Source organism: Streptomyces sp. NPDC087215 (assembly GCF_044744885.1).
GTDB lineage: Bacteria > Actinomycetota > Actinomycetes > Streptomycetales > Streptomycetaceae > Streptomyces.
Window position 1 is genome coordinate 63289 of sequence record NZ_JBIUZD010000004.1, and the last position, 21710, is coordinate 84998.

Consider the following 21710-nt stretch of genomic DNA (forward strand, 5'->3'; position numbering starts at 1 on the left):
ACCCCGGCGCTGAAAGGAGTACGGAGCCGCACCGCGACTCCGTGGCTGACGACCGGGGCCTCTCCTGTGGGGGGTGGCGGCCCCGGTCGTCTCCCTTTTCCCCTCCCCTTTCAGGCCCTTCCCGCCGCCGGGCGCGGCACACCCCTTCGGTGTCAACCGAAGGTTGACACCCCCTCAGGTGTCAACCTAGGGTTGCGCTCATGACGAATCCAGTCGCCCCGAACGTCCCCGTCCGTCTCGACGAGCTCATCGAAGCGATCAAGAAGGTCCATCCCGACGCGCTGGATCAGCTCTCCGGTGCCGTCATCGCGGCGGACCACCTCGGCGATGTCGCCGATCACCTCATCGGCCACTTCGTGGACCAGGCCAGGCGCTCCGGTGCCTCCTGGACCGACATCGGCCGCAGCATGGGCGTCACCCGGCAGGCCGCCCAGAAGCGGTTCGTCCCCAAGGACCCCGACGCGGAGAAGCTGGACCCCAACGCGGGCTTCGGCCGCTTCACGCCCCGGGCCCGGAACGTGGTGATGGCCTCCCAGAACGAGGCCACCGCCGCCGGGAACGACGAGATCCTCCCCGCCCATCTGGCCCTCGGACTGCTGGCCGAGCCCGAGGGGCTCGCCGCGCTCTGGATCGGCTCCCGGGGGGTGACTCCGGAGCAGATCCGTACGGCCGTCACGGCGATCCTGCCCGCGGCCGTCGCCGACGCGCCCTCGCTCGTCCCGTACGACGCGGCGGCGAAGAAGGTCCTCGAACTGACCTTCCGCGAGGCCCTGCGCCTCGGCCACCACCACGTCGGCACCGAGCACATCCTGCTCGCGCTCCTGGAGCACGAGGACGGCACGGGCGTCCTGACCGGGCTCGGCCTAGACAAGGCCACGGCGGAGCGGGAGATCTCCGCGACGATCGCCTCGGCGACGGCCGAGGCACCGGACGAGTCCTAAAGCGTGTTGCAGAAGGCTGCAACACGCTTTAGGGCAGCCGGGCCCCTCAGGCGGTGCGGGCCCGGCGGGAGACCACCGCGCGCAGCACCCGGCCGCCCTCGACCGAGAGCTCCCGGGCCCGGCGCAGTCCGGTGGGGCCGTGGGCGGTGGCTTCGAGGACGGCCTGCTGACGGCGGAGTTCGCCCGCGAGCAGCGGGCCCGCACCGGCCGCGTCCCCGGCCCGGCAGCGCTCGACGAGCCCCTCGGGCACGGCCCCCGCGTCGTACCGCCCGTGCAGGGCGAGGGCGGTGGCGGAACACCCGTCGGCCCAGCCGCGCAGGGCGTCGGCCGTCCAGTTCCCGGGGGCGGCGGCCAGCATCCCGTACACGGCCTCGGCATCCGCCGACGCGGAAACCGGACCGGAGCCGGCACCGGGGCCAGAACCAGCGCCGGAGTCACGGTCGGAGAGGCCGTTGCCGGGAGCCAGCGCGGTCCTGGCTCCGGCGACGGCCTCGCCCCAGGCCCGGCCGTCACCCCGGGCGACGGCCGCCCACACCGGGCGCAGGGCCTCGCCCCCGTCGGCGGCGAGCAGGGGCAGACAGCGGTCGAGGCAGGCGAGACCGGCCGCGGCGAGCGCCCGCTCGTCGGCCCGGTCGATCAGCTCCCGCAGGCTCCGGCCTGCCACGGACACCACCGACGTCATGGACGCCTCCTCGCCAGCCGTTACGGACGCAGCACTTCCGCGCCTGCGCCGGGGGGGCGCTTTTGCGTCAGTCTGCGGCCGGAATCATGCCAGTGGCCTTGGCGTGCTGCATAGAGGTCAGACGGCGCACGAAGAAGATCGTGAGGACGGCGGCGACGATGTTCAGGGCGTCGGAGAGGTAGAGCCACTTCGCGGCGGACGCGTACTCCTCGAACTCGTCCGCCTTCTCATAGGCCCTGCTCGCCCCCCGGGCGACGATCGCGTCGAGCACGAAGACCGTCCACCAGCCGTTGAGCAGCAGCAGTTCGCGCGGCCGGTCGGCGCCGAAGGGTTCGGCGCGGCTCGACCGCCAGATGTCCGCGGCGATCCCGCGCGGCATCCACAGGTTGGCGATCGGGATGAACCAGGCGCCGATCGCCCAGCCCGCGCTCCGGCCCTGGAGGTCCCCGGCCCACACGCCCGCGTTCTGGCGCAGCCGGTGGAACCAGATGATGAAGAGGGTCGCGGTCGCGACGAGCGCCAGGATCTGGAGCAGCGCCGCGACGGCGACGATCCCCTGCGCGAACAGCAGCGGGGACACGTCCCCCGCGGGGCGGCCGGTGACCGCCGCGTGCAGTTCGGAGGTGGCGAACACGCTGAAGAGGTCGATGACGACCGTGGCGCCGAGCAGCGCCACCACGGCGTGCGAGAGGCCGGTGGGATTGCGGAGCACGAGAACTGTTTCCCCTGGAACGAAGCGGCGCCCTCCCCCGGGTGCCGGAGCGGCCACCTGGCCGCCGCCGGAGGAAAATACCACCGCGTGCGCGAAGAACCCGCAGGTCAGCCCCGTACCTTCGCCGCGAGGGCCCGGAACTGGTCCCAGGTCATGTCCGGCCGCGCCGGGTCCCAGACCTTCTGCGCGAGCGCCGCCAGGGGCAGCCGGATGCCGTCCGCGACCTGCGCCGGGGTCTGGGCGCCGGACAGGTCGCACCAGACGGCGAAGCGGGCGCCGAGGATCTGGGGGTCGTAGGAGGCGGGGACGGGCGAGGTGCCCCGGACCACGAGCGGGGTCCACTGCTCGTAGATGCGGCGGCCGGTGGGGTAGGTGAAGTCGTTGGGCTGGCCGAGGACGTAGTAGAGGTACTCGTCGTTGAGGTTGACGACCTTCCGGCCCGCGCTCAGATAGGCGACGGGGCTCCGGGCCCCGTACTCCTTGCCCGTCCAGTACTCGGCCTCGATGTCAGGGGCGGCGCTGGTGACCCCGCCCGCGAAGAAGCCGTCGTTCCACGCCTTGAGGGTCTTGCCGGTGGGGCGGACCACGGCGGCCCGGTCGTTGAGCCAGCCGGTGGCCAGGTCCTGCACGCGGGCGTCCGGCCCGTACCGGGCGCGGGCCGCGCGGGCCAGCTGCGGATAGCTGGCCTCGGGGTCCTTCGCCATGAGGGCGACGTACTCGTCGGCGCCGAGGTGCCAGTACGCCCCGGGGAACAGCCGGGTGTACTCGCGCAGCAGGTCGTCGACGATCCGCGCCGCCTCCGGGTCCGAGATGTCCACGGCCCCGCGCGGGGCGCGGCCGGTCGCGGAGCGGAGCTGGAGTCCGGGGTGGGCGTCGATGACGGCGCCGAGGTGTCCCGGGGAGTCGATCTCGGGGACGACGGTGACGTGCCGCTCGGCGGCGAGGGCCAGGATGCGGCGGACCTCGGCCTTGGTCAGGTGCTGGGCGGAGACGATCTCGGGGTGGCTGTCCGACTCGATGCGGAAGCCCTGGTCGTCGGAGAAGTGCAGTCCGAGCTGGTTGAGCTTGAGGTCGCCCATCTCCCGGATGCGGTCCTCGATCCAGCCCGCCGTGAAGTGCTTGCGGGCGGTGTCGAGGTTGAGTCCGCGCTGTGGTTTCGCGGGCCGGTCGGTGACGGTGCCCTCGGGCACGGCGCCGGTGGCGCGGACGGACTGCTTGAGGGTGCGGGTGCCGTAGAAGACGCCCGCCTCGTCGGGCCCGCTGATCCGGACCCGGCCGTCGCGGACGGTGAGGGTGTACGACTCGGGGGCGCCGCCCGCTCCGAGGGCCAGCTCCACGTCCCCCGGTCCGGGGGCGACTGCGCCCCGGTAGGGGATGCCGAGTTCCCCGGCGATCAGCTTCCCCTCGTCGGCCAGGCCCCCGGCGTCCGCGGCGAGGACGACCCCGGTGGTGGGGGCGGGCCGCCAGCCGGGTCCCCTGGCGGGCTCGTGCGCGCGGACGGCGGGCACGGTGCGGGGGGCGACGGAGAGCGGGTGGGTCCGGGTCGGGGTGGGGGTCGGCGCGGGGCTCGCACCGGTGGGTGCGGTGGCGCCGGGTCCTGAGCCGGAGGAAGCGGCCGCGGCGGGGGTGGACGGGGTCCCGGACGGGGAGCCGTTCGAGCAGGCCGTCACGGTGACCAGCGTCACCGTGGCCGCCAGGAACGCGGAGCCCCGGTGGGGCCCTCGTATGAAGTACCGCATCATCGGAATCCTCCCGTACGGGGGGCGGTCGGGCCAATCGGGGGACGGACCGGAATCCGAACGTCCATCGCCTGTCCCGAAACTCTCCCTTCCGAGTGAAATTCGCGCATTCGTCGGACACCTCCCCCGTCCCGTCGATAACGTTGAGTCACGTCCACCCCACCCGTCCCGGATTACCGGAGCCCACGCTGACCAGCGACACCCATGCCCCCTGCCGGAACACGGGCTCCACGGACACACCTGACCTCCTCGCCCTGCCCGCCCAGTACGGCGGATCCTCCCCGTACGGCCTGGCCCGTTTCAACTCCGCCCCCGCCGTCGAGGCGGTCGCCCTGCTCCTCTCCTGCTGCCACAGCCTCCGCTGGGCCGAACGGGTGAGCGCGCACCGCCCGTACCACACCCGGGACGCCCTGCTCGCCGCCGCCGAGGAGGCCGGGTACGACCTGTCCCGGGCGGATCTGGACGAGGCCCTGGCCGCCGAGTCCCCGGTCCCGCCGCGCCCGGACGCCCCGCTCGCGGCCCGGACCGCGCTGCGGGCCGCCCACGCCGCGTACGAGAGCAGGTTCGGACACGCGTTCGTGATCAGCCTCGCCGGGGTGGGTCCCGGGGAGCGTCTCGACCGGGTCCTCGCGGGCATCCGGTCACGTCTCGGCAACGAACCGGAGGAGGAGCGGGTCGTCGCGGCCGACGAACTGCGCGGGCTCGCCCGCGCCCGGCTGGCCTTCCGTCTCGCCGAGGAGTCCGGCTACCGGCACTCCGTACGGTGAATCCCTCCGCAAAGCGGTGATTCGGGCCCCCGCGGTAGTCCGTCCGTGCCTGTTTGATCACACATACGGACCCCGCGCGAGCGAACCGACAAGTCGTCGCTACGATGACCGGGGCCGGTGGACCGTACCCGGCCGGGCCAGACCGACAGAGAAGCCGGCCGGCCCCGATCCCCGCTCCCGGAGGGTTTTTCCGTGCCGGCTGGAACGCTGTACCGCGGCCGGGAAGGAATGTGGTCCTGGGTGGCTCATCGAGTCACCGGCGTCCTCATCTTCTTCTTCCTGTTCGTACACGTGCTGGACACCGCTCTCGTCCGCGTCTCCCCCGAGGCGTACGACGAGGTCGTCGCGACCTACAAGACGCCGATCGTCGCTCTTCTCGAGTACGGTCTCGTCGCAGCCATCCTCTTCCACGCGCTGAACGGTCTCCGTGTCATCGCCGTGGACTTCTGGTCCAAGGGCCCGCGCTACCAGAAGCAGATGCTCTGGACCGTCGTGGGCATCTGGGTCGTGCTGATGGCGGGCTCCCTGTACCCCGTCCTCGGCCACGCCGTACGTGAACTGTTCGGGAGCTGACGCCAGACATGTCCGCTGACACCACCTCAGCCGCGATCGGGCCCGTCGAGGGCGGTCCCCACTACGACGTGGACAACCCCGCGCCGTACATCGAGGCCCCCCGCAAGCGCACCGGCAAGACCCCTCGCGCGACCCGCGGCAACTTCGAGATGGTCGCGTGGCTCTTCATGCGCCTCTCGGGCGTCGTCCTCGTCGTCCTGGTCCTCGGCCACCTGCTGATCCAGCTCTTCCTGGACGGCGGCGTCTCCAAGATCGGCTTCGCCTTCGTGGCCGGCCGCTGGGCGTCCCCGTTCTGGCAGGTCTGGGACCTGCTGATGCTCTGGCTCGCCATGCTGCACGGCGCCAACGGCCTCCGCACCGTCATCAACGACTACGCGGAGCGGGCCAACACGCGCCTGTGGCTCAAGGGCCTGCTGTACACCGCCACGGTGTTCACCATCCTTCTGGGCACGCTGGTGATCTTCACCTTCGACCCGAACATCCGCTAGGCACGGGGCTGAGGTAACCACGCCATGAAGATCCACAAGTACGACACCGTCATCGTCGGCGCCGGTGGCGCGGGTATGCGCGCCGCCATCGAGTCGACGAAGCGCAGCCGCACCGCCGTGCTGACCAAGCTCTACCCCACCCGCTCCCACACGGGCGCCGCGCAGGGCGGCATGGCCGCCGCGCTGGCGAACGTGGAGGAGGACAACTGGGAGTGGCACACCTTCGACACGGTCAAGGGCGGTGACTACCTGGTCGACCAGGACGCCGCCGAGATCCTGGCGAAGGAGGCCATCGACGCCGTCCTCGACCTGGAGAAGATGGGCCTGCCGTTCAACCGCACCCCGAACGGCACCATCGACCAGCGCCGCTTCGGCGGCCACTCCCGCAACCACGGCGAGGCCCCGGTCCGCCGGTCCTGCTACGCCGCGGACCGCACCGGCCACATGATCCTCCAGACGCTGTACCAGAACTGCGTCAAGGAGGGCGTGGAGTTCTTCAACGAGTTCTACGTCCTGGACCAGCTGATCACCGAGGTCGACGGGGTCAAGCACTCCGCGGGCGTCGTGGCCTACGAGCTGGCCACCGGCGAGCTGCACATCTTCCAGGCCAAGGCGGTCATCTACGCCTCCGGCGGCACCGGCAAGTTCTTCAAGGTGACCTCCAACGCCCACACCCTGACCGGTGACGGCCAGGCCGCCTGCTACCGCCGCGGGCTGCCCCTGGAGGACATGGAGTTCTTCCAGTTCCACCCGACGGGCATCTGGCGCATGGGCATCCTGCTGACGGAGGGCGCCCGCGGTGAGGGCGGCATCCTCCGCAACAAGGACGGCGAGCGCTTCATGGAGAAGTACGCGCCGGTCATGAAGGACCTCGCCTCCCGTGACGTCGTCTCCCGCTCCATCTACACGGAGATCCGCGAGGGCCGCGGCTGCGGTCCCGAGGGCGACCACGTCTACCTGGACCTGACGCACCTCCCGCCGGAGCAGCTCGACGCCAAGCTCCCGGACATCACCGAGTTCGCCCGTACGTACCTCGGCATCGAGCCGTACACGGACCCGATCCCGATCCAGCCCACCGCGCACTACGCCATGGGCGGCATCCCGACCAACGTCCAGGGCGAGGTCCTCTCGGACAACACCACGGTCGTCCCGGGCCTGTACGCGGCCGGCGAGGTCGCCTGCGTCTCCGTGCACGGCGCCAACCGCCTCGGCACGAACTCGCTGCTCGACATCAACGTCTTCGGCAAGCGCTCCGGCATCGCCGCCGCCGAGTACTCCACCAGGACCGACTTCGTCGAGCTGCCGGAGAACCCGGAGTCCCTCGTCGTCGCGCAGATCGCGAAGCTGCGCGACTCCACGGGCAGCGAGCGGGTCGCCGACCTGCGCCGCGAGCTCCAGGAGACGATGGACGCCAACGTGATGGTGTTCCGCACGGAGCAGACCATCAAGACGGCCGTCGACAAGATCGCCGAACTGCGCGAGCGCTACGAGAACGTCTCGATCCAGGACAAGGGCAAGCGCTTCAACACGGACCTCCTGGAGGCCATCGAGCTGGGCAACCTGCTCGAACTGGCCGAGGTCATGGCCGTCTCGGCCCTGGCGCGCAAGGAGTCCCGCGGCGGTCACTACCGCGAGGACTACCCGAACCGCGACGACGTCAACTTCATGCGCCACACCATGGCGTACCGCGAGGTCGGCGAGGACGGCTCCGAGACCGTCCGTCTCGACTACAAGCCGGTCGTCCAGACCCGCTACCAGCCGATGGAGCGTAAGTACTGATGGCTACCCCCGTACTGGACAAGGTCGAGGCGGAGTCCGCCGCCTCCCCGTACATCACGGTCACCATGCGGATCCGCCGCTTCAACCCCGAGGTGTCGGACGCGTCGGTCTGGGAGGACTTCCAGATCGACATCGACCCCAAGGAGCGGGTCCTCGACGCCCTCCACAAGATCAAGTGGGACGTCGACGGCACGCTGACCTTCCGCCGCTCGTGCGCGCACGGCATCTGCGGCTCGGACGCGATGCGGATCAACGGCAAGAACAGGCTCGCCTGCAAGACGCTGATCAAGGACATCAACCCCGAGAAGCCCATCACGGTCGAGGCCATCAAGGGCCTGACGGTCCTCAAGGACCTGGTCGTGGACATGGAGCCGTTCTTCCAGGCGTACCGGGACGTCATGCCGTTCCTGGTCACCACGGGCAACGAGCCGACGCGTGAGCGCCTGCAGACCGCCGAGGACCGCGAGCGCTTCGACGACACCACCAAGTGCATCCTGTGCGCCGCGTGCACCTCGTCCTGCCCGGTCTTCTGGAACGACGGGCAGTACTTCGGCCCCGCCGCGATCGTGAACGCGCACCGGTTCATCTTCGACTCGCGCGACGAGGCCGGTGAGCAGCGCCTGGAGATCCTGAACGACAAGGACGGCGTGTGGCGCTGCCGCACCACGTTCAACTGCACGGACGCCTGCCCCCGTGGCATCGAGGTCACCAAGGCCATCCAGGAAGTGAAGCGCGCGCTGATCACGCGTCGCTTCTGACCGGGACTTCGGCCGGACGGCCCGCTTCTGTACGCTGCGGCGTGCGGGAGCGGGCTTTTTCCGTACGGGCTCCCCTACGGTCCCGTACGGGCTCTCCGTACGGGACCGCGCGGAGGACGGGGACAGATGAACGAGCCGAACCCTTACAAGCCGGAGGGCTACGAGTGGGGTCCGGGCCAGCAGGCGGGAACGCCGGGCCAGGGACACCCTCAGACGCCCCCGTACCCGCCGAACGCGCACGGCGGGGTGCCGGTGCCCGTGCCGTACCCGATGGGCGGGGCGCCGCTGCTGAGCCTGGGCGACATCACCGTCGTCGGCGACCAGATCATCACGCCCGCCGGGCCGATGCCCCTCAAGGGCGCGGTGTGGAACGCCATGGACATGTCGCGGACCGAGGAGAAGATGCCGACGGTGGCGGTCGTCCTCGCGGTCGTCTTCTTCGTCTTCTGCCTGCTCGGTCTGCTCTTCCTGCTGATGAAGGAGAAGCACACGACCGGCTTCGTCCAGATCACCGTGACCAGCGGCGGGCGCCACCACTCGACGATGATCCCGGCGCGCGGCCCGGACACCTTCCCCTGGGTGATGGGCCAGCTCAACTACGCCCGGTCCCTGAGCATCTGATCCCGTAGGGAGCGTTCCCGGGCCCGTAGGGGCAGGGTAGGGGTCAGCTGGGGGCTTCCGGGGACTCCGCCCCGATCATGACGCGCCGGAGCAGGTCGTTGAGGAGGGCGCGGTCGCCGGGGGCGAGGACCCCGAGCAGCCGGGCCTCCTCCTGGCCGAGGACACCGGTCGCACCGCGCCAGGTCTCCCGCCCGGCCTCGGTCAGCTCGACGACGACCCGGCGCCGCTCGGCGGCGGCGCGGACCCGGCGGACGAGACCGCGCTCCTCCAGGGCGTCGAGGCGGGCGGCGACGGAGGCGGGGGCCAGATCGAGGTCGTCGGCCAGCTCGGAGGGGGCGGCGCTGCCGCCGTGCCCCGCGATCCGGTGCAGGGTGTCGAACTCGTACCGCTCCAGACCGAAGTCGACCAGTGCCTGTTCCCTGACCCGGCGCAGATGGACGGAGAGCTTCTTCATCCGGGTGACGGCCCCCTCGACGACGGGGTCCAGGTCCGGCAGGACCCCCCGCCAGCGGTCCACGTACCCGTCGGTCCAGTCGCGCCGCCCGCCCGAGGGCCCGGTCGCTTCCGTCGGCTCCATGCGCCGATCGTACGCCGTGCACCGTTGTGTCCGCTTTTCGTACGGTGGGGCGGCGCGAGCCCCGGGGCCTTGTCAGTGGTGCCCTCTACGGTCGGGCACATGGTGGGGATCACGGGCCCGGAGAGCGGGCTCGACAGGGCGGTCGGGCGGGAGCGGGCCGAGGGCGGGGCCGGGGCCCTGCGGGAGTTCCTGGACTCCCTGGACGCGGCGGGACGGCGCGAGTGCGCGCTCGCCCTGCATCTGCGGGTGTGCCGCAGGACGGACGAGGACCTGGCGGGTCCCGCGCTCGCCGCGCTCGCCCGGCAGGACCTCGGCTGGTCGGCCGCCGAGGCCGAGCTGCTGCTCGGGCGTCTGCTGGGGAGGGCGGCCCAGGTCGCCCCTCACGAGCTGGAGCGGTCGTTCCTGGCCCTGGTGCCGGTGGCGCTCGCGGCGGCCGAGCGGAGCGGAGGGTACGACCGGCCCCGGATACGGGTGCTGCGCGCGGCCGCCGAACGGCTCCGGGTGTTCAGGAACGACCGGTTCGCCGCGCTGCGGGACCGGATGGACGCCCTCCTGGTGAGCCCGGTCCGGGTCGAACCGGGGCTGCTGCCCGCCCATCTCCTCGACGGGAACGACGACTTCGGCCCCGCGATGCGCGCCGCCCACGGGCCGCTGCTCACCGGGCCGGGCGTGGTGGAGTTCCTGGGGCACTGCGCCGAGGTGGGGAAGGGACGGGCCACCCGGTCCTGGCGGCGGCGCGCGGCGGAGCTGCTGGCCGGGGCCGGAGCGGGCCCGGAGGCCGTACGGCTCCTCCTGGAGGGGGTCGTGGCGCAATCCGAGCACCGGGTGGCCGATCCGAACCCGTGGGGCACGGCCGTGCCGACACTGGCCTCGGAGGGCAACACCACGCTGCTGCGCGGTGTGCTGTGGGCGTCGCTCGACCTGCCCGCGCGGTGGGTGGTGCCGCTGGTGGGGGCGGTGGCGCTGCACGCGGGCACCGGGCTGGGGGGCTCGGGCGGGGTGTGCCGGAGCCAGTCGCTGGCCACGGCCGCCGTCGCGGTGCTCGGGGAGTGCGGGGACGGCCGGGGCGAGGAGGCCGCGCAGTGGCTGGGGAGGCTGCCGGGGAAGGTCCGCAACCGGACCGTGGCCAGGGGGATCACCAAGGCCCTGGAGGCGGTCGCGGCCCGCTCGGGGGTGACGCCGTCGATGCTCAGGGAGCGCGGGGTGGCGACCCTGGGGCTCGACGGGCGCGGGATCAGGGAGGTGCGGCTCGGCGCGTTCACCGCGGAACTGGCGGTACGGGAGCCGGGCGCGGCCCTGCTGTCCTTCCTGGACCCGGAAGGGCGTCCGCTGCGGTCGGCGCCGAAGGAGGTCCGGGAGACCCGTGCCGGGGAGCTGGCGGAGCTGCGGGCGGAGCTGAAGCGCCTGAAGGGTCTCCTGGCATCGGAACGGGCGCGCCTCGAGGAGCAGTTGACCGCGGGGACGACCTGGCCGGTGGACGACTGGCACCGGTACTGCGTGGACCATCCGGTGACCGGGGCGGTGGCCCGCGTCCTGCTGTGGGAGGTCACGGAGGACGGCGGGGCGCGGTGGACGGCCGGGATACCGGAGCGGACCGGTGGCGGCTGGGCGCTCGCGGGGGCGGACGGGACGGCGTGCCCGGTGGGGCCCGGGGCGCGGCTGCGGCTCTGGCATCCGGTGCGGGCCGGGGGCGAGGAGGTGGCCGAGTGGCGGGCCGCGCTGCCCGGGGGCGACGGCTCCCGGCCGTTCCAGCAGGTCTTCCGCGAGGTGTTCGCGCCCTCGCCCGAGGAGGCGGCCGACGGGGTGTCGGGGCGGTTCGCGGGGCGGGTGCTGCGGTACGGGCGGGCGCGGGCCCTGATGACGGAGCGCGGCTGGTCGGGGAACCATCTGGGGTACTTCAGGGACGGCTGGTCGGCGCGGATGACGCGGGAGCTGCCGGTGCCGGGCGAGGTGCCGGTGGCCGGGGCGACGCGGTGGCGGGCCGGGCTCCCGGTCGAGCTGGTCGACGAGGGGCCGGACGCGGACGTGACGCCCCGGCTGTGCGTGACGGGCCCGGTGCGGTTCGACCGGGGGACGGGCCCGGCGGGCGCGCGGACCGCCTGGACGGAGGCGGCGGTGGCGGACGTACCCCCACTGCTCCTCTCGGAGGCGCTCCGGGACGTGGCGCTGTTCGTGGGGGTGGCGGAGGAGGAGGGCTGAGGGACGGCCGGAGCCTCTCCGGGGAGCCGTGGGGCTTGCGTGAGGGCCGGGGAGCCTCTCCGGGGCGCCCGTGAGGCTTGCATGGAGGGCCGGGAACCTCTCCGGGAGCCCGTGGGGCTTATGAGGGCCGGGAGGCTCTCCGGGGAGCCGTGAGGCCGATGGGGCTTGTGGGGCTTGTGGGGCCCGAGGGAGAGCCCCAGGAAGTCGTGAGGCCCGGAGCCCGACGGAGAGGCCCCCGGCGCCTGAGGGCCTGACCCCCTCAAGGGCGGGGAGGGCGAGGGCGGAGACCCGGCCGGGGTGGCGGGCGGCGGACTCCGGGGCGACCCGGCCCGGCCGCCGGACGAGGGGCCGACGACGACGGCCCGTTCGGCGGCGAGCGGTCGAGGAGTTCGCGGATGGTCCCCGGCGTGGTGTGCGGGGCGTCGACGGGGGTGTCACAGAAGCCCCCCGGATCACAGCGGACGGCCCGGTGTCCGGCCGTGGCCAGCGCTGTCCATGCCGACGGCCGATGACCCGGCGCACGGCGGGAGGACGGCGGCGCGGCCCTGTCCGGCCACGCCGTGAGGGCGCGTCACACTCCCGACCCCGAGCGGCGGATGAGCAGGGCCCACTCTCTCCCCGACACGACTTGAACATGTTCAAAGAGAGGTCTACCGTCAGGACCGCCAGCTTTTGAACGCGTTCAAGGGAGGGTGGGGCATGGACCTCACTGTCGTCGCGTACATCGTCTACCTGCTGATCGCCGTGGCCCTGACCATCTGGGTCGCGCGCACCCTCAGCCGTAACGGAAGGATCTTCCTGGAGGACGTCCTGCACGGGAACGAGAAGCTCGCCGAAGCCGTCAACCATCTCCTCGTGGTGGGCTTCTACCTCGTCAACTTCGGCTTCGTCGCCCTCTATCTGAGCCAGGACGACGCCGTCTCCGACGCCCGCGCGCTCTTCGAGGCGCTCTCCGTGAAGCTCGGGGTCGTCCTGCTCGTCCTCGGCGTCATGCACCTCGGGAACGTGTACGTGCTCAACAAGATCCGCCGCCGGGGCGTCATGGAGCGCGAGCAGGTGCCGCCGGTCGGCCCGCAGGGCTGGACCACCACCCCGAAGACCGGGCCGTGGACGCCGCCCGCGCCCCAGGGCTGAGCCGCCGTGTCCACCCCCGTGGGACGGCTGACGGTCCTGTACGACGCCGACTGCCCGCTCTGCGTCCACCTCAGGCACTGGCTGCTGGGACAGCGGCAGCTCGTCCCGCTCGTCCTCGTCCCGGCGGGCTCCCGGGAGGCCCGGCTCCGCTTCCCCGACCTCGACCACGCCACCACCCTGCGGGAGATCACCGTGGTCGCGGACCGGGGCCAGGTCTACCGGGGGACCGCCGCCTGGATCGTCTGCCTCTGGGCGCTCGCCGACCACCGGCCCAGGGCCCACTGGCTCGCCACCCCCGCCGGACAGCCCTTCGCCCGGCTGACCGTGCTCGCGGCGGCGAAGTGGCGGGAGGCCCTGAAGGGCCCCGGGGACGGGCCCGCCGGGACCGACGGCCCCTGTGACGACGGGCACTGCGGAGCGACCGGGCCACCCGGCTAGGCTCGGTCACGTGAAGGACGAGAAGGAAGACAAGAAGGCCCCCAAGAGCGAGCAGACCCGGACGCTCATCCTGGAGACCGCGCTCCGGCTGTTCAAGGAACGCGGGTACGACAAGACGACGATGCGGGCCATCGCGCAGGAGGCCGGAGTCTCCGTGGGGAACGCCTACTACTACTTCTCCTCCAAGGAACACCTCGTCCAGGGGTTCTACGACCTGATCGCCCAGGAGCACCAGGCGGCCGTCGAACCGCTCCTGGCGGGCGGCGAGAAGGACCTCACGGCCCGCATCCGGGGCGTCTACCTCGGCTGGCTCGACATCGCCGGGCCGTACCACGAGTTCGCCTCCCAGTTCTTCAAGAACGCCGCCGACCCGGACAGCCCGCTCAGCCCCTTCTCCCCGGAGTCCGAGGGGCCCCGCGAGGCGGCGATCGAGGTGCACCGGCGGGTCATCTCCGGCGCCTCCGTGAAGGTGGACCCGGAACTCGCCGAAGCCCTCCCCCGGTTGCTCTGGCTCCAGCAGATGGGCCTGGTGCTCTTCTGGGTGTACGACCGGTCCGAGGGCGCCGCCAACAGCCGCCGTCTGGTGGAGCGGCTCGCTCCGGTCACCGCCCGCGCGATCTCGCTCTCCCGCTTCCGGGTGCTGCGCCCGCTGGTCAAGGAGACCCACGAACTGCTCTCCGACTTCATGCCCACGGCCGCCGGAATGGCGGCCTCGGGAAAGCCCGCCGCCGAGCGGGACCGCCCGAAGGCTCCGTAGCCGTCCCGGAGCCGTTCACGGGAACCGGGGCGGGCGCTCCCCGCGCCCGCGCCCGCGCCCGTGGCGGGCCGGGCCGGAAGCCGGGCCCGGCAAGATCCGGGGCGATTCGTTGCCGAATATTCACGGTGCCCCGACACTGCCCTCCATGAAAGAGTTCGGGCAGGGGCGGCCCCGCCGCCCCGACCGAGCTCACCTCGCCGGGGCTTCCGGCGACCCGCCCCCGAGGCCGTGACCGGGCCCGCCGGCCCCTCCGCGTCAGGGACGCGGGCACGGCGTGTCCGCTCGGGCCGCCGGAGCCGTACCGGACGGACCACCGTCCGCGTCGTTGTGACCGACTGTCAGCACCGGCCGCGCGCACACCGTGGCCGTGTCCACGAGGAGTTCATCATCACCGCCATACGCAAGACCCTCACCGCCACCGCAGTCGTCGGCGCGGTCCTGGCGGGTACCGCCGCCTGCGGCACGGTCGAGCAGGTGTCCGCCGGGCAGAAGCTCGACCAGGCGTTCGAGAAGCTGGGCAAGGAGAAGTCCCTCTCCTTCGAGCTGGACCTGGACGCCGACGTCGCGACGCTCAAGCAGCTCGACGCGGGCACGAAGCCCGAGCCCGGCGAGGAGATCCCCGACGAGGTCGCGAAGCTGCTGAGCGGCGCGAAGATCAGCGTCACCGTCGAGTCGAAGAAGCCGATCACCGAGTCCGGCCAGAAGGACCTCACCGGCAGCTCCATGAAGGTCAGCACCCCCTCGGGCGACCTCTTCGAGTACCGTGCCGTCGGCGACTTCACCTACCTCCGCTCCGACGTCAAGGCCCTCAGCCAGGTCATGGGCACTCCCCTGCCGCCCGCCGACGAGCTGCCCCCGGAGGCCGCGGGCCTGAAGAAGGTCATCGAAGGCCAGTGGGTGAAGTTCCGTACCGACGAACTGGAGAAGGCGGGGCGGAAGTTCGCCCAGGAGCCCGGCGCGGCGCCGTCGGCCGCACCGTCGGCCGCACCGACCCTGGACGCCGGTACGCAGAAGAAGCTTCTGGACTCCGTGCGCGAGGTCATCGCCCGTGAGGTCGAGTTCACCACCGCCCAGGGCGAGGACGGCGCCGAGCGCATCACCGCCACCGCCAGCGCCCGCACCCTGCTGAAGGAACTCCTCGCCGGGATCCGCCCGCTGGCCAAGGACCTGCCCATGGAGCTGCCCACCGAGAAGGATCTCAAGGACGTCCCCGACGTCAAGGCGAAGGCCGACTTCACGCTCAAGAACGGCGCCCTGACCGAGGTGTACGTCGACCTTGCCGCGCTCACGGAGAACGCGAAGGTCAAGAAGTTCGGGCTCAGCCTCAGGACGAGCACCGGCATCACGCCCGTCGCCCCCGCCGGAGCGACCGCGCTCGACATCGAGGAACTGATCGGCGGCCTCTTCGGCAGCATGGTCCCCGGCGGCCCCTTCGAGGAGACCGGCGCCTCCGAGGGAACCGCCTGAGCGGCACCACGAGCGCCCCGGGCGCGTGAACGGCCCGGGACGTCACGAGCGCCCCGGGCCATCGGACACCCGGGGCGTCACGCACGGACGGGCGGCCCGGCACACGAGGTGACCGGGCCGCCCGTCCGTGCGGCGGGGTCGTCCCACGGATCCCGCACGACCGGCGGGATCCGGAGGGGACGGCCGGGATCCGCTAGATCCAGCTGAGTTCCCAGAGGCGCCAGATGCCGGTGCCGTCGGTCAGGTACTGCGAACCGGCGACCGAGTCCGTGGAGAGGACGTAGTCCTTCTTCTGCCACAGCGGCACCAGCGGCACATCGGACGCGACCTCGCTCTGGATCGCCTTGAAGTCGGCGGTCGCCCGCGCGCGGTCGCTGTACTGCTGCGTCGAGGAGATCAGGCTGTCGATGCGCTTGCTGGAGAACCCGTTGTGCAGGGTGTTCTCGGTGCCGACGAGCGGCGCGGTGAAGCTGTCGGAGTCCGGGAAGTCGGGGAGCCAGCCGACGGTGTAGACATCGTAGGCGCCGTTCGCGTACGCCTTCTGGAAGTCGGTCCACTTCGCCTCGACGGTCTTCACCTCGAAGAGACCGGTCTCCTCCAGCTGCCGCTTGATCTCAGCGGTCTCGGCGGCGTAGGTGGCGTCCTTGCGGAAGCCGAAGGTGAACTTCACCGGGGTCTGGATCCCGGCGTTCTTCAGGATCTTCTTCGCCGTCCTGGCGCTCGGCGCCGGGTAGACGTCGTAGAACGCGGTGCTGTGTCCGACGAAGCCCTGCGGGATGAGCGAGTACAGCGGCTCCACCGTGCCCTTGTACGCGCCCGTGGTGATCGCCGGGCGGTCCAGGACCGCGGCGACGGCCTGCCGTACGGCCTTGTCGGCCATCGGCCTGCCGGGCTCGACGTTGAAGTTGATGTTGCGGATCTCCGCGCTCTCCGCCTCGGTGACGCGGGTGCCGTCCTGGGTGTCGAGCGAGGACAGGAAGTCCGGCGGGAGCTGCCGGTGCGTGACCTGGACGTCCTTCGCCTTCCAGGCGTCGGCGAGGCCCTCGGACTGGACGTAGTACTTCACCAGCACCGGGCCGCCGGTCTTGGTGACGGCGCCCTTGTACTTCGGGTTGGGCTCCAGGAGCGCGGACTCGCCCTCCTTGTACTCCTTGAGGACGTACGGGCCCGAGCCGTCGACCGAGGTGTCCGTACGCAGCTTGTTCGCCGGGTACTTGTCCTTGTCGACGATCGAACCGGCGCCCGTCGCCACCTTCAGCGGGAAGGTGGCGTCCCGGCCGCTCAGGTGGAAGGTGACGGTACGGCCCTCGGTCGTGACCGTCTTCAGCGTCGGGAAGAGGGGCTGCGGACCGACGTCCGTCTTGATCCGCAGCATCCGCTCGAAGGAGTACTTGACGTCCTCGGCGGTGATCTTGCGTCCACTGGAGAACGAGAGATCGTCACGGAGCGTGCACTGGTACGTCGTGAGCTTGGTGCCCACGAACTTGCAGTTCTCCGCCGCGTCCGGGACCGGTGTGGTGAAACCCGGCTTGAACGTCATCAGAGACTGGAAAACGTTGCTGTACATGGCCCAGGAACCGGCGTCGTACGCGCCGGCCGGGTCCAGTGAAGTGACCTCGTCGGTCGTGCCGACGCTGATCGGTTCGGTGCTGCCGCCGTCGGAGGGCAGGAGTTGCCAGCCCCCCACTCCGGCGGCCACCAGTACTCCACAAGTGATGAGGATCCGCAGACGGACCGTCGACCGCATTGCCGTGCTTCCTTTATTCGTCCACCCCAGCTGCGACGGCCCCCAGAACGTCGCGATGCAGTCATCCCATCACACCGTTTTCACATCTCAAAGTGAGAACATTCACACCACAGGTATATGTCCGGGAAATGCGAATTTAAGTCGATGAGCAGCACGTATCGGTCTCTGCGCAGGGAGTGACCCTGCCCCGATTAGGCCTGCTTCGAGGCGAGTTGGACGATCGTGATGTCCGAGGGCGCGCCGACCCGGACCGGCGGCCCCCAGGCACCGGCGCCCCGGGACACGTACAGCTGCGTGTCGCCGTAGCGTTCGAGCCCCGCCACCGTCGGATTGGCCAGTTCGGCGACGAAGTTGCCGGGCCAGAGCTGGCCGCCGTGGGTGTGGCCGGAGAGCTGGAGGTCCACCCCGTGGCGCACGGCGTCGTGGACGACGACCGGCTGGTGCGCCAGGAGCACGGCGGCGCGGGCCCGGTCGCGGTCGCCGAGCGCCTTCGCGAAGTCCGGGCCCTGCCCCTGGCTCTCCCCGGCGATGTCGTCGACGCCCGCCAGGTCGAACCCGGCCGGGATCTCCAGCCGTTCGTTGCGCAGCGGGCGCAGGCCCAGCTCGCGGACGTGGTCCACCCAGGCGTCGGCGCCGGAGAAGTACTCGTGGTTGCCGGTGACGAAGAAGGAGCCGTGGCGGGCGCGGAGCCGGGCGAGCGGCTCGGCGGCGGACCCCAGGTCCGCGACCGTGCCGTCGACGAGGTCGCCGACGACGGCGATCAGATCGGGCTGGGCGGAGTTGACGGCGTCCACGATGCGCTGGGTGTGGGCGCGGCCCAGGATCGGCCCGAGGTGGACGTCGGAGACGACGGCGATCCGGTAGCCGTGGGCGGCGCGCGGCACCTTGGCGAGCGGGACGGTGACCCGCTTGATCCGGGGGCCGCGCAGCACGCCGTACGTGCCGTACCCCACGGTCCCGGCCGCGACGGCGGCGGCGGTCCCGCCGACGACCCGGGAGACGAAGAGCCGCCGGGACACCTCGGCGGGTGCGACCGGCGCCTCCTCCCCGGCGGGGGCGGACCCCTCCGGTGCGGCGGAAGCGGCGGACGGCGGCTCCGGCGCGGACGCGGCCCCCGGTACGGACGCGGGGACGGGCTCCGGCAGGGGCTCCGGTACGGGTGCCGGGGACGGTCCCGCCGTCCGGGCGGCCCGGCGGGTCAGCCAGCCGCGCAGGGCGGGGCGGACGGCCTCGCCGACGAGCAGGGCGAGCGTCACGTACAGGAGCAGCGCGGGCCACAGGTAGCCCGGCCAGGCGACGGCCTGCTGGAGCGGGAACGGCGCCCCGAGCCGGGAGCTCGCCATGGCCGCGACGAAGAGCAGCGGGAGCACCACGACGGCGGCGGTGCCCAGGCGGCGCGGCAGCCCGCCGGGCTTCGTGACGTCGCGCACCAGGCGCTGCCACACGTACCGGTGGACCGCCACGAGCAGCGCGACCACCACGATCAGGACCAGCAGGAAGACGACCACGCCCCGTAACCCCTCTTCTCACCGCTCACGCGGTGTCTTCAGCCGTTCTCGCGGCGCGCGGCGCGCACCCCACGCAACCCGAGCACCCCGATCACCGTCCCCAGGACAAAGGACGTGACGGCGAGCAGCAGATGAACCCAGAAGTAGGCGGTCGGATCGCCCGCTTCGTCGAAGGCGAGACCGCTCCCGTCACTCCAGAGGTTCTTGACGAAAGTGATCCATACGCTACTGACCACTAGCGTACAGAGCCCCACCTGCGGGGCCTGGAGGCAACGGTTCGATACTGGCGGGGAACGTCTCGCCCACCCCGAAGGACTCCCCATGAAGCTCAGCCGCCGCGTCTCCTGGTTCCTGCTCGCGTTCGGCGTCTGGTCCTGGGTGATCTGGGTGACCTTCGCGAAGAACCTGTTCAAGGACGCCAGCGGGCTTGCCTTCGACGACGCGGGTGACCCGACCGCCTACCTGTGGGTCCATCTCGCGCTCGCTGTCACGTCCTTTGTCCTGGGGACGGCCGTCGGTGTGATCGGCTTCCGGGGTGTCCGGGCAGCCGAGAAGTAGAGCCCCGGCCGGGTACTGGGCAGGCGGCTCGCAGACGGGGCGGTCCTGCAGATCAGCCGGCCAGGGGAACGGGCTGATCGGGGTTGTCCAGCCGCGCGGTCCCACCCGTGGCGGTCGGCGTCGGCCCTAACCGCTCGGGGCGGGGACGGCCACGCATTGCCCACCACACGTACGCGGCTTCCCTTCGTTCCAGAGGCGGCGTGGCCCGTACCGTGGGTTCGTCCGCTGTCCCCGCATGAGCATGAAGGCGGAGTGGGCGAACCACCGGGGCTCACGCGGAGGAGTCAGAGCGCGGCCGGCGCTTCTTCGCCGTCCTCGATGTCCTCATTCGCGGCAAGGCTCCTCCAGTGGAGCGTCACCCGATCCTCGACAGCGATGTACTTCCGGGTCTCAGGGTTCCTGCCGGGGCCGACGGAGACGCCGACGAGGAAGAGGTCGAGGAACTCGCGGCGCTTGAAGACGTCCCATACCGCCCAGGGAGAACCGGGACCCAAGGGATCGTCGCCCGGCTCGGACCATTCCGACGGAACCTGAATCGCCGCGGTGGTCTTCTCGTTCAGCTCGTCCAGCTCGGATGTGCACTGATCCTCGAAGGTCCGGTACTGCGTCATCGTCGCGCGCCACATGGCCAGTTCATCGCGCCCTCTGTAGAGCCCCGCCTTACGGTCTGCCTGAAGTTCGGCAATGGAGTTCCGAACGTGCTCAAGATGAGCTGTCGTCTCACGCTTCTCCTCCTGCACGCCGGACAGGTCGCGCCGCAGCGCGAAGCGGAGTGCCGCCTCCGCTACCCACTCCCTGTCCTCTTCGTCGTCCATGTCCGCACCGTCGAGCCGCGCCCAGACACACCGGGCCACGTAGTCGTCGGCGTCGTCGCGCTTGACGCTGAGTCCGCCGTGCCCCTTGGGGTTGGCACACATGTAGTAGTCCTGTCCGCCGTTGTTCTTGCTCTGCCCCAGAGAACCGGAGCAGATCGCACATGTCGCGAAGCGCCACCCGCTCAGAAGAGTGGGCGTGGCCTCTCCGTCGGGCTGCCTGTTGGTCTTGTTGCGCTTGCTCCGCTTCTCCTGGAGCTCCAGCCATCTGATCCCCGCGACCACTCCCCGGTGAGGCGTCAGGGGTACCCCGGCCTCGTTCCGGGCGATCACGTTCACGTGCGCCTTGCCCCGCTTGACGCGTTCACTGGCGAAGCCTCCGACGGCCGGGTGGGAGAGGATCCAGCGCACCGTCTGCGCTCGCCACCGGATGGGGCTGTCCTCCCCCGACACACGTCGCTTCTTGATCGACTTCATGCGCCTCTCCGTGGCGCGTCGCCCGGCCTCGCCCGGCGCCGGTACGCCTTCTGAATCCAGCGTCGTCGCGATCCTGTTGTCGGCGATTCCGGCGAACGACATCTCCACCATGCGCTCGACGATCGCCACGTGATCCGGGTTGTCCTCGTCCGGTTCGAGAACGGAGACGACGAGCTCGCCGATCTTCTCGCGCACGGCCCGCATGCCGTAGGGGGCCGAGCTGGAATGCCGGCCACCGACCGCCCCGATCTCGTCCTTGGCCCCGCGCAGGCGCTCCGCCTTGATGTCGCTGTCCTGTTTCGCGAGGGCTGCGATGAGCGCGAAGATCGCGACGCCGATCGCATTCGAGGTGTCGAGGAAGGGTTCGAGGACGGAGACGAATCGGACCCCGTACTTCTTGAACTCGCTGTCGATCTCCAGGGCGTCGTGCGCGCCCTTGCGAGTCAGCCGGGACAGCTCGTTGACCACCACCACGTCCACCTCGCCCGCGCGGACGGCGGACATGAGGTCTTCGAAAGCCGGGCGCACGGCATGTGGATCCCAACCGGACCGACCGACGTCTTTGAACGTGTGAACAACCTCCCACCCCCTGGCTGCGGCCAGCGCATCGCCAGCCGCCACCTGCGCCTCCGGCGATGCCTCGGACGAGTCGGGACGTGCCTTGGACTGCCGGGCATAGACGGCCACCCGCACTGTGTCCAGGTGCTCGGCTCCCACGGGGGAAAGGAAGGGGGTCAAGGTCTTTCACCTGCTCTTTTCTGTCATCGAAGCTCTACCCGTTAGCTACATGGAGAAAGTGATCCAGATGAACCAGCTCCACACGCCGAACGCGAGCGAGAACCAGGAGACGCGGCGGCTGAGCTTGATGGTGCCCGTATCGCCGGGGGCCTTCGGCGGGCCGCGTCCGGGTGGACGGGGGCGGGCGAACCGCCAGCCGGGGTTCGGATCGTTCTCGCGTACCTGTACGTTCACGACC

At 71.3% G+C, this 21710-nt stretch carries 22 protein-coding genes; 13 read left to right on the top strand and 9 right to left on the bottom strand.

Annotation, left to right across the window (positions count from 1 at the left end; genetic code table 11):
• Nucleotides 1–200: 200 nt before the first annotated feature.
• The gene (locus tag ACIO92_RS13070; RefSeq protein ID WP_366445526.1) at nucleotides 201–941 is read left to right on the top strand and encodes a Clp protease N-terminal domain-containing protein; all 741 of its coding nucleotides are present in this window, start codon (nucleotides 201–203) and stop codon (nucleotides 939–941) included.
• Between the two features lie 46 nt (nucleotides 942–987).
• Here the strand turns inward: ACIO92_RS13070 and ACIO92_RS13075 are convergent, their stop codons facing one another.
• From ACIO92_RS13075 to ACIO92_RS13085, 3 genes are all read right to left on the bottom strand, one after another.
• Nucleotides 988–1614 (bottom strand): hypothetical protein, encoded by a 627-nt coding sequence (locus ACIO92_RS13075; protein WP_401236819.1) that lies wholly within the window; start codon nucleotides 1612–1614, stop codon nucleotides 988–990.
• Between the two features lie 76 nt (nucleotides 1615–1690).
• Complete coding sequence (locus ACIO92_RS13080) at nucleotides 1691–2335, bottom strand: DUF4328 domain-containing protein (RefSeq protein ID WP_366439535.1); 645 nt, start codon at nucleotides 2333–2335, stop codon at nucleotides 1691–1693.
• Between the two features lie 107 nt (nucleotides 2336–2442).
• Complete coding sequence (locus ACIO92_RS13085; protein WP_402281254.1) at nucleotides 2443–4077, bottom strand: glycoside hydrolase family 20 protein; 1635 nt, start codon at nucleotides 4075–4077, stop codon at nucleotides 2443–2445.
• Between the two features lie 140 nt (nucleotides 4078–4217).
• On the opposite strand from ACIO92_RS13085, the gene ACIO92_RS13090 reads away from it, so the two are divergent.
• From ACIO92_RS13090 to ACIO92_RS13115, 6 genes are all read left to right on the top strand, one after another.
• On the top strand, nucleotides 4218–4841 hold the full coding sequence (locus ACIO92_RS13090) for a 2-oxo-4-hydroxy-4-carboxy-5-ureidoimidazoline decarboxylase (protein ID WP_402281256.1): 624 nt from the start codon (nucleotides 4218–4220) through the stop codon (nucleotides 4839–4841).
• A gap of 192 nt (nucleotides 4842–5033) precedes the next feature.
• A complete protein-coding gene (gene sdhC / locus ACIO92_RS13095) occupies nucleotides 5034–5414 on the top strand; it encodes a succinate dehydrogenase, cytochrome b556 subunit (protein ID WP_351787875.1) in 381 nt (126 codons plus the stop codon).
• Nucleotides 5415–5422: 8 nt separating this feature from the next.
• On the top strand, nucleotides 5423–5902 hold the full coding sequence (locus ACIO92_RS13100) for a succinate dehydrogenase hydrophobic membrane anchor subunit (protein WP_366439537.1): 480 nt from the start codon (nucleotides 5423–5425) through the stop codon (nucleotides 5900–5902).
• Between the two features lie 24 nt (nucleotides 5903–5926).
• Nucleotides 5927–7681 carry a succinate dehydrogenase flavoprotein subunit gene (gene sdhA / locus ACIO92_RS13105; RefSeq protein WP_366439538.1) on the top strand — a complete coding sequence of 585 codons (1755 nt, stop codon included), beginning with the start codon at nucleotides 5927–5929 and terminating at the stop codon, nucleotides 7679–7681.
• Nucleotides 7681–8439, top strand: a complete 759-nt coding sequence (locus ACIO92_RS13110) for a succinate dehydrogenase iron-sulfur subunit (protein WP_366439539.1) — start codon at nucleotides 7681–7683, stop codon at nucleotides 8437–8439. Before sdhA ends, ACIO92_RS13110 begins: the two co-directional genes overlap by 1 nt.
• Before the next feature lie 126 nt (nucleotides 8440–8565).
• Nucleotides 8566–9060 carry a hypothetical protein gene (locus ACIO92_RS13115; protein ID WP_366439540.1) on the top strand — a complete coding sequence of 165 codons (495 nt, stop codon included), beginning with the start codon at nucleotides 8566–8568 and terminating at the stop codon, nucleotides 9058–9060.
• A 43-nt stretch (nucleotides 9061–9103) separates the two neighbouring features.
• Here ACIO92_RS13115 and ACIO92_RS13120 read toward each other — a convergent pair whose 3' ends face one another.
• The gene (locus ACIO92_RS13120) at nucleotides 9104–9637 is read right to left on the bottom strand and encodes a MarR family winged helix-turn-helix transcriptional regulator (protein ID WP_402281259.1); all 534 of its coding nucleotides are present in this window, start codon (nucleotides 9635–9637) and stop codon (nucleotides 9104–9106) included.
• A 99-nt stretch (nucleotides 9638–9736) separates the two neighbouring features.
• Here ACIO92_RS13120 and ACIO92_RS13125 point away from each other — a divergent pair, with 99 nt between their 5' ends.
• From ACIO92_RS13125 to ACIO92_RS13145, 5 genes are all read left to right on the top strand, one after another.
• The gene (locus ACIO92_RS13125) at nucleotides 9737–11836 is read left to right on the top strand and encodes a DUF4132 domain-containing protein (protein ID WP_402056487.1); all 2100 of its coding nucleotides are present in this window, start codon (nucleotides 9737–9739) and stop codon (nucleotides 11834–11836) included.
• Between the two features lie 699 nt (nucleotides 11837–12535).
• The gene (locus tag ACIO92_RS13130; RefSeq protein ID WP_366439543.1) at nucleotides 12536–12970 is read left to right on the top strand and encodes a hypothetical protein; all 435 of its coding nucleotides are present in this window, start codon (nucleotides 12536–12538) and stop codon (nucleotides 12968–12970) included.
• A gap of 6 nt (nucleotides 12971–12976) precedes the next feature.
• The gene (locus ACIO92_RS13135) at nucleotides 12977–13408 is read left to right on the top strand and encodes a DCC1-like thiol-disulfide oxidoreductase family protein (RefSeq protein WP_366439544.1); all 432 of its coding nucleotides are present in this window, start codon (nucleotides 12977–12979) and stop codon (nucleotides 13406–13408) included.
• 10 nt (nucleotides 13409–13418) lie between these two features.
• On the top strand, nucleotides 13419–14165 hold the full coding sequence (locus ACIO92_RS13140; protein ID WP_366439545.1) for a TetR family transcriptional regulator: 747 nt from the start codon (nucleotides 13419–13421) through the stop codon (nucleotides 14163–14165).
• Nucleotides 14166–14492: 327 nt separating this feature from the next.
• On the top strand, nucleotides 14493–15632 hold the full coding sequence (locus ACIO92_RS13145) for a hypothetical protein (RefSeq protein WP_402281262.1): 1140 nt from the start codon (nucleotides 14493–14495) through the stop codon (nucleotides 15630–15632).
• Nucleotides 15633–15825: 193 nt separating this feature from the next.
• Here ACIO92_RS13145 and ACIO92_RS13150 read toward each other — a convergent pair whose 3' ends face one another.
• From ACIO92_RS13150 to ACIO92_RS13160, 3 genes are all read right to left on the bottom strand, one after another.
• A complete protein-coding gene (locus ACIO92_RS13150; protein WP_402281264.1) occupies nucleotides 15826–17379 on the bottom strand; it encodes an ABC transporter substrate-binding protein in 1554 nt (517 codons plus the stop codon).
• Nucleotides 17380–17570: 191 nt separating this feature from the next.
• On the bottom strand, nucleotides 17571–18887 hold the full coding sequence (locus ACIO92_RS13155) for a metallophosphoesterase (RefSeq protein ID WP_402281266.1): 1317 nt from the start codon (nucleotides 18885–18887) through the stop codon (nucleotides 17571–17573).
• Between the two features lie 38 nt (nucleotides 18888–18925).
• Nucleotides 18926–19141, bottom strand: coding sequence for an SCO4848 family membrane protein (locus ACIO92_RS13160; protein ID WP_366439549.1), 216 nt, complete (start codon nucleotides 19139–19141; stop codon nucleotides 18926–18928).
• Nucleotides 19142–19208: 67 nt separating this feature from the next.
• Here ACIO92_RS13160 and ACIO92_RS13165 point away from each other — a divergent pair, with 67 nt between their 5' ends.
• Nucleotides 19209–19445, top strand: a complete 237-nt coding sequence (locus ACIO92_RS13165; protein ID WP_366439550.1) for an SCO4848 family membrane protein — start codon at nucleotides 19209–19211, stop codon at nucleotides 19443–19445.
• Nucleotides 19446–19729: 284 nt separating this feature from the next.
• On the opposite strand, the gene ACIO92_RS13170 is transcribed toward ACIO92_RS13165, so the two are convergent.
• Nucleotides 19730–21451: a recombinase family protein gene (locus tag ACIO92_RS13170; protein WP_366439551.1), complete on the bottom strand. Its 1722-nt coding sequence runs from the start codon at nucleotides 21449–21451 to the stop codon at nucleotides 19730–19732.
• Between the two features lie 66 nt (nucleotides 21452–21517).
• Nucleotides 21518–21706 carry a hypothetical protein gene (locus ACIO92_RS13175; RefSeq protein WP_402281582.1) on the bottom strand — a complete coding sequence of 63 codons (189 nt, stop codon included), beginning with the start codon at nucleotides 21704–21706 and terminating at the stop codon, nucleotides 21518–21520.
• Nucleotides 21707–21710 lie beyond the last annotated feature (4 nt).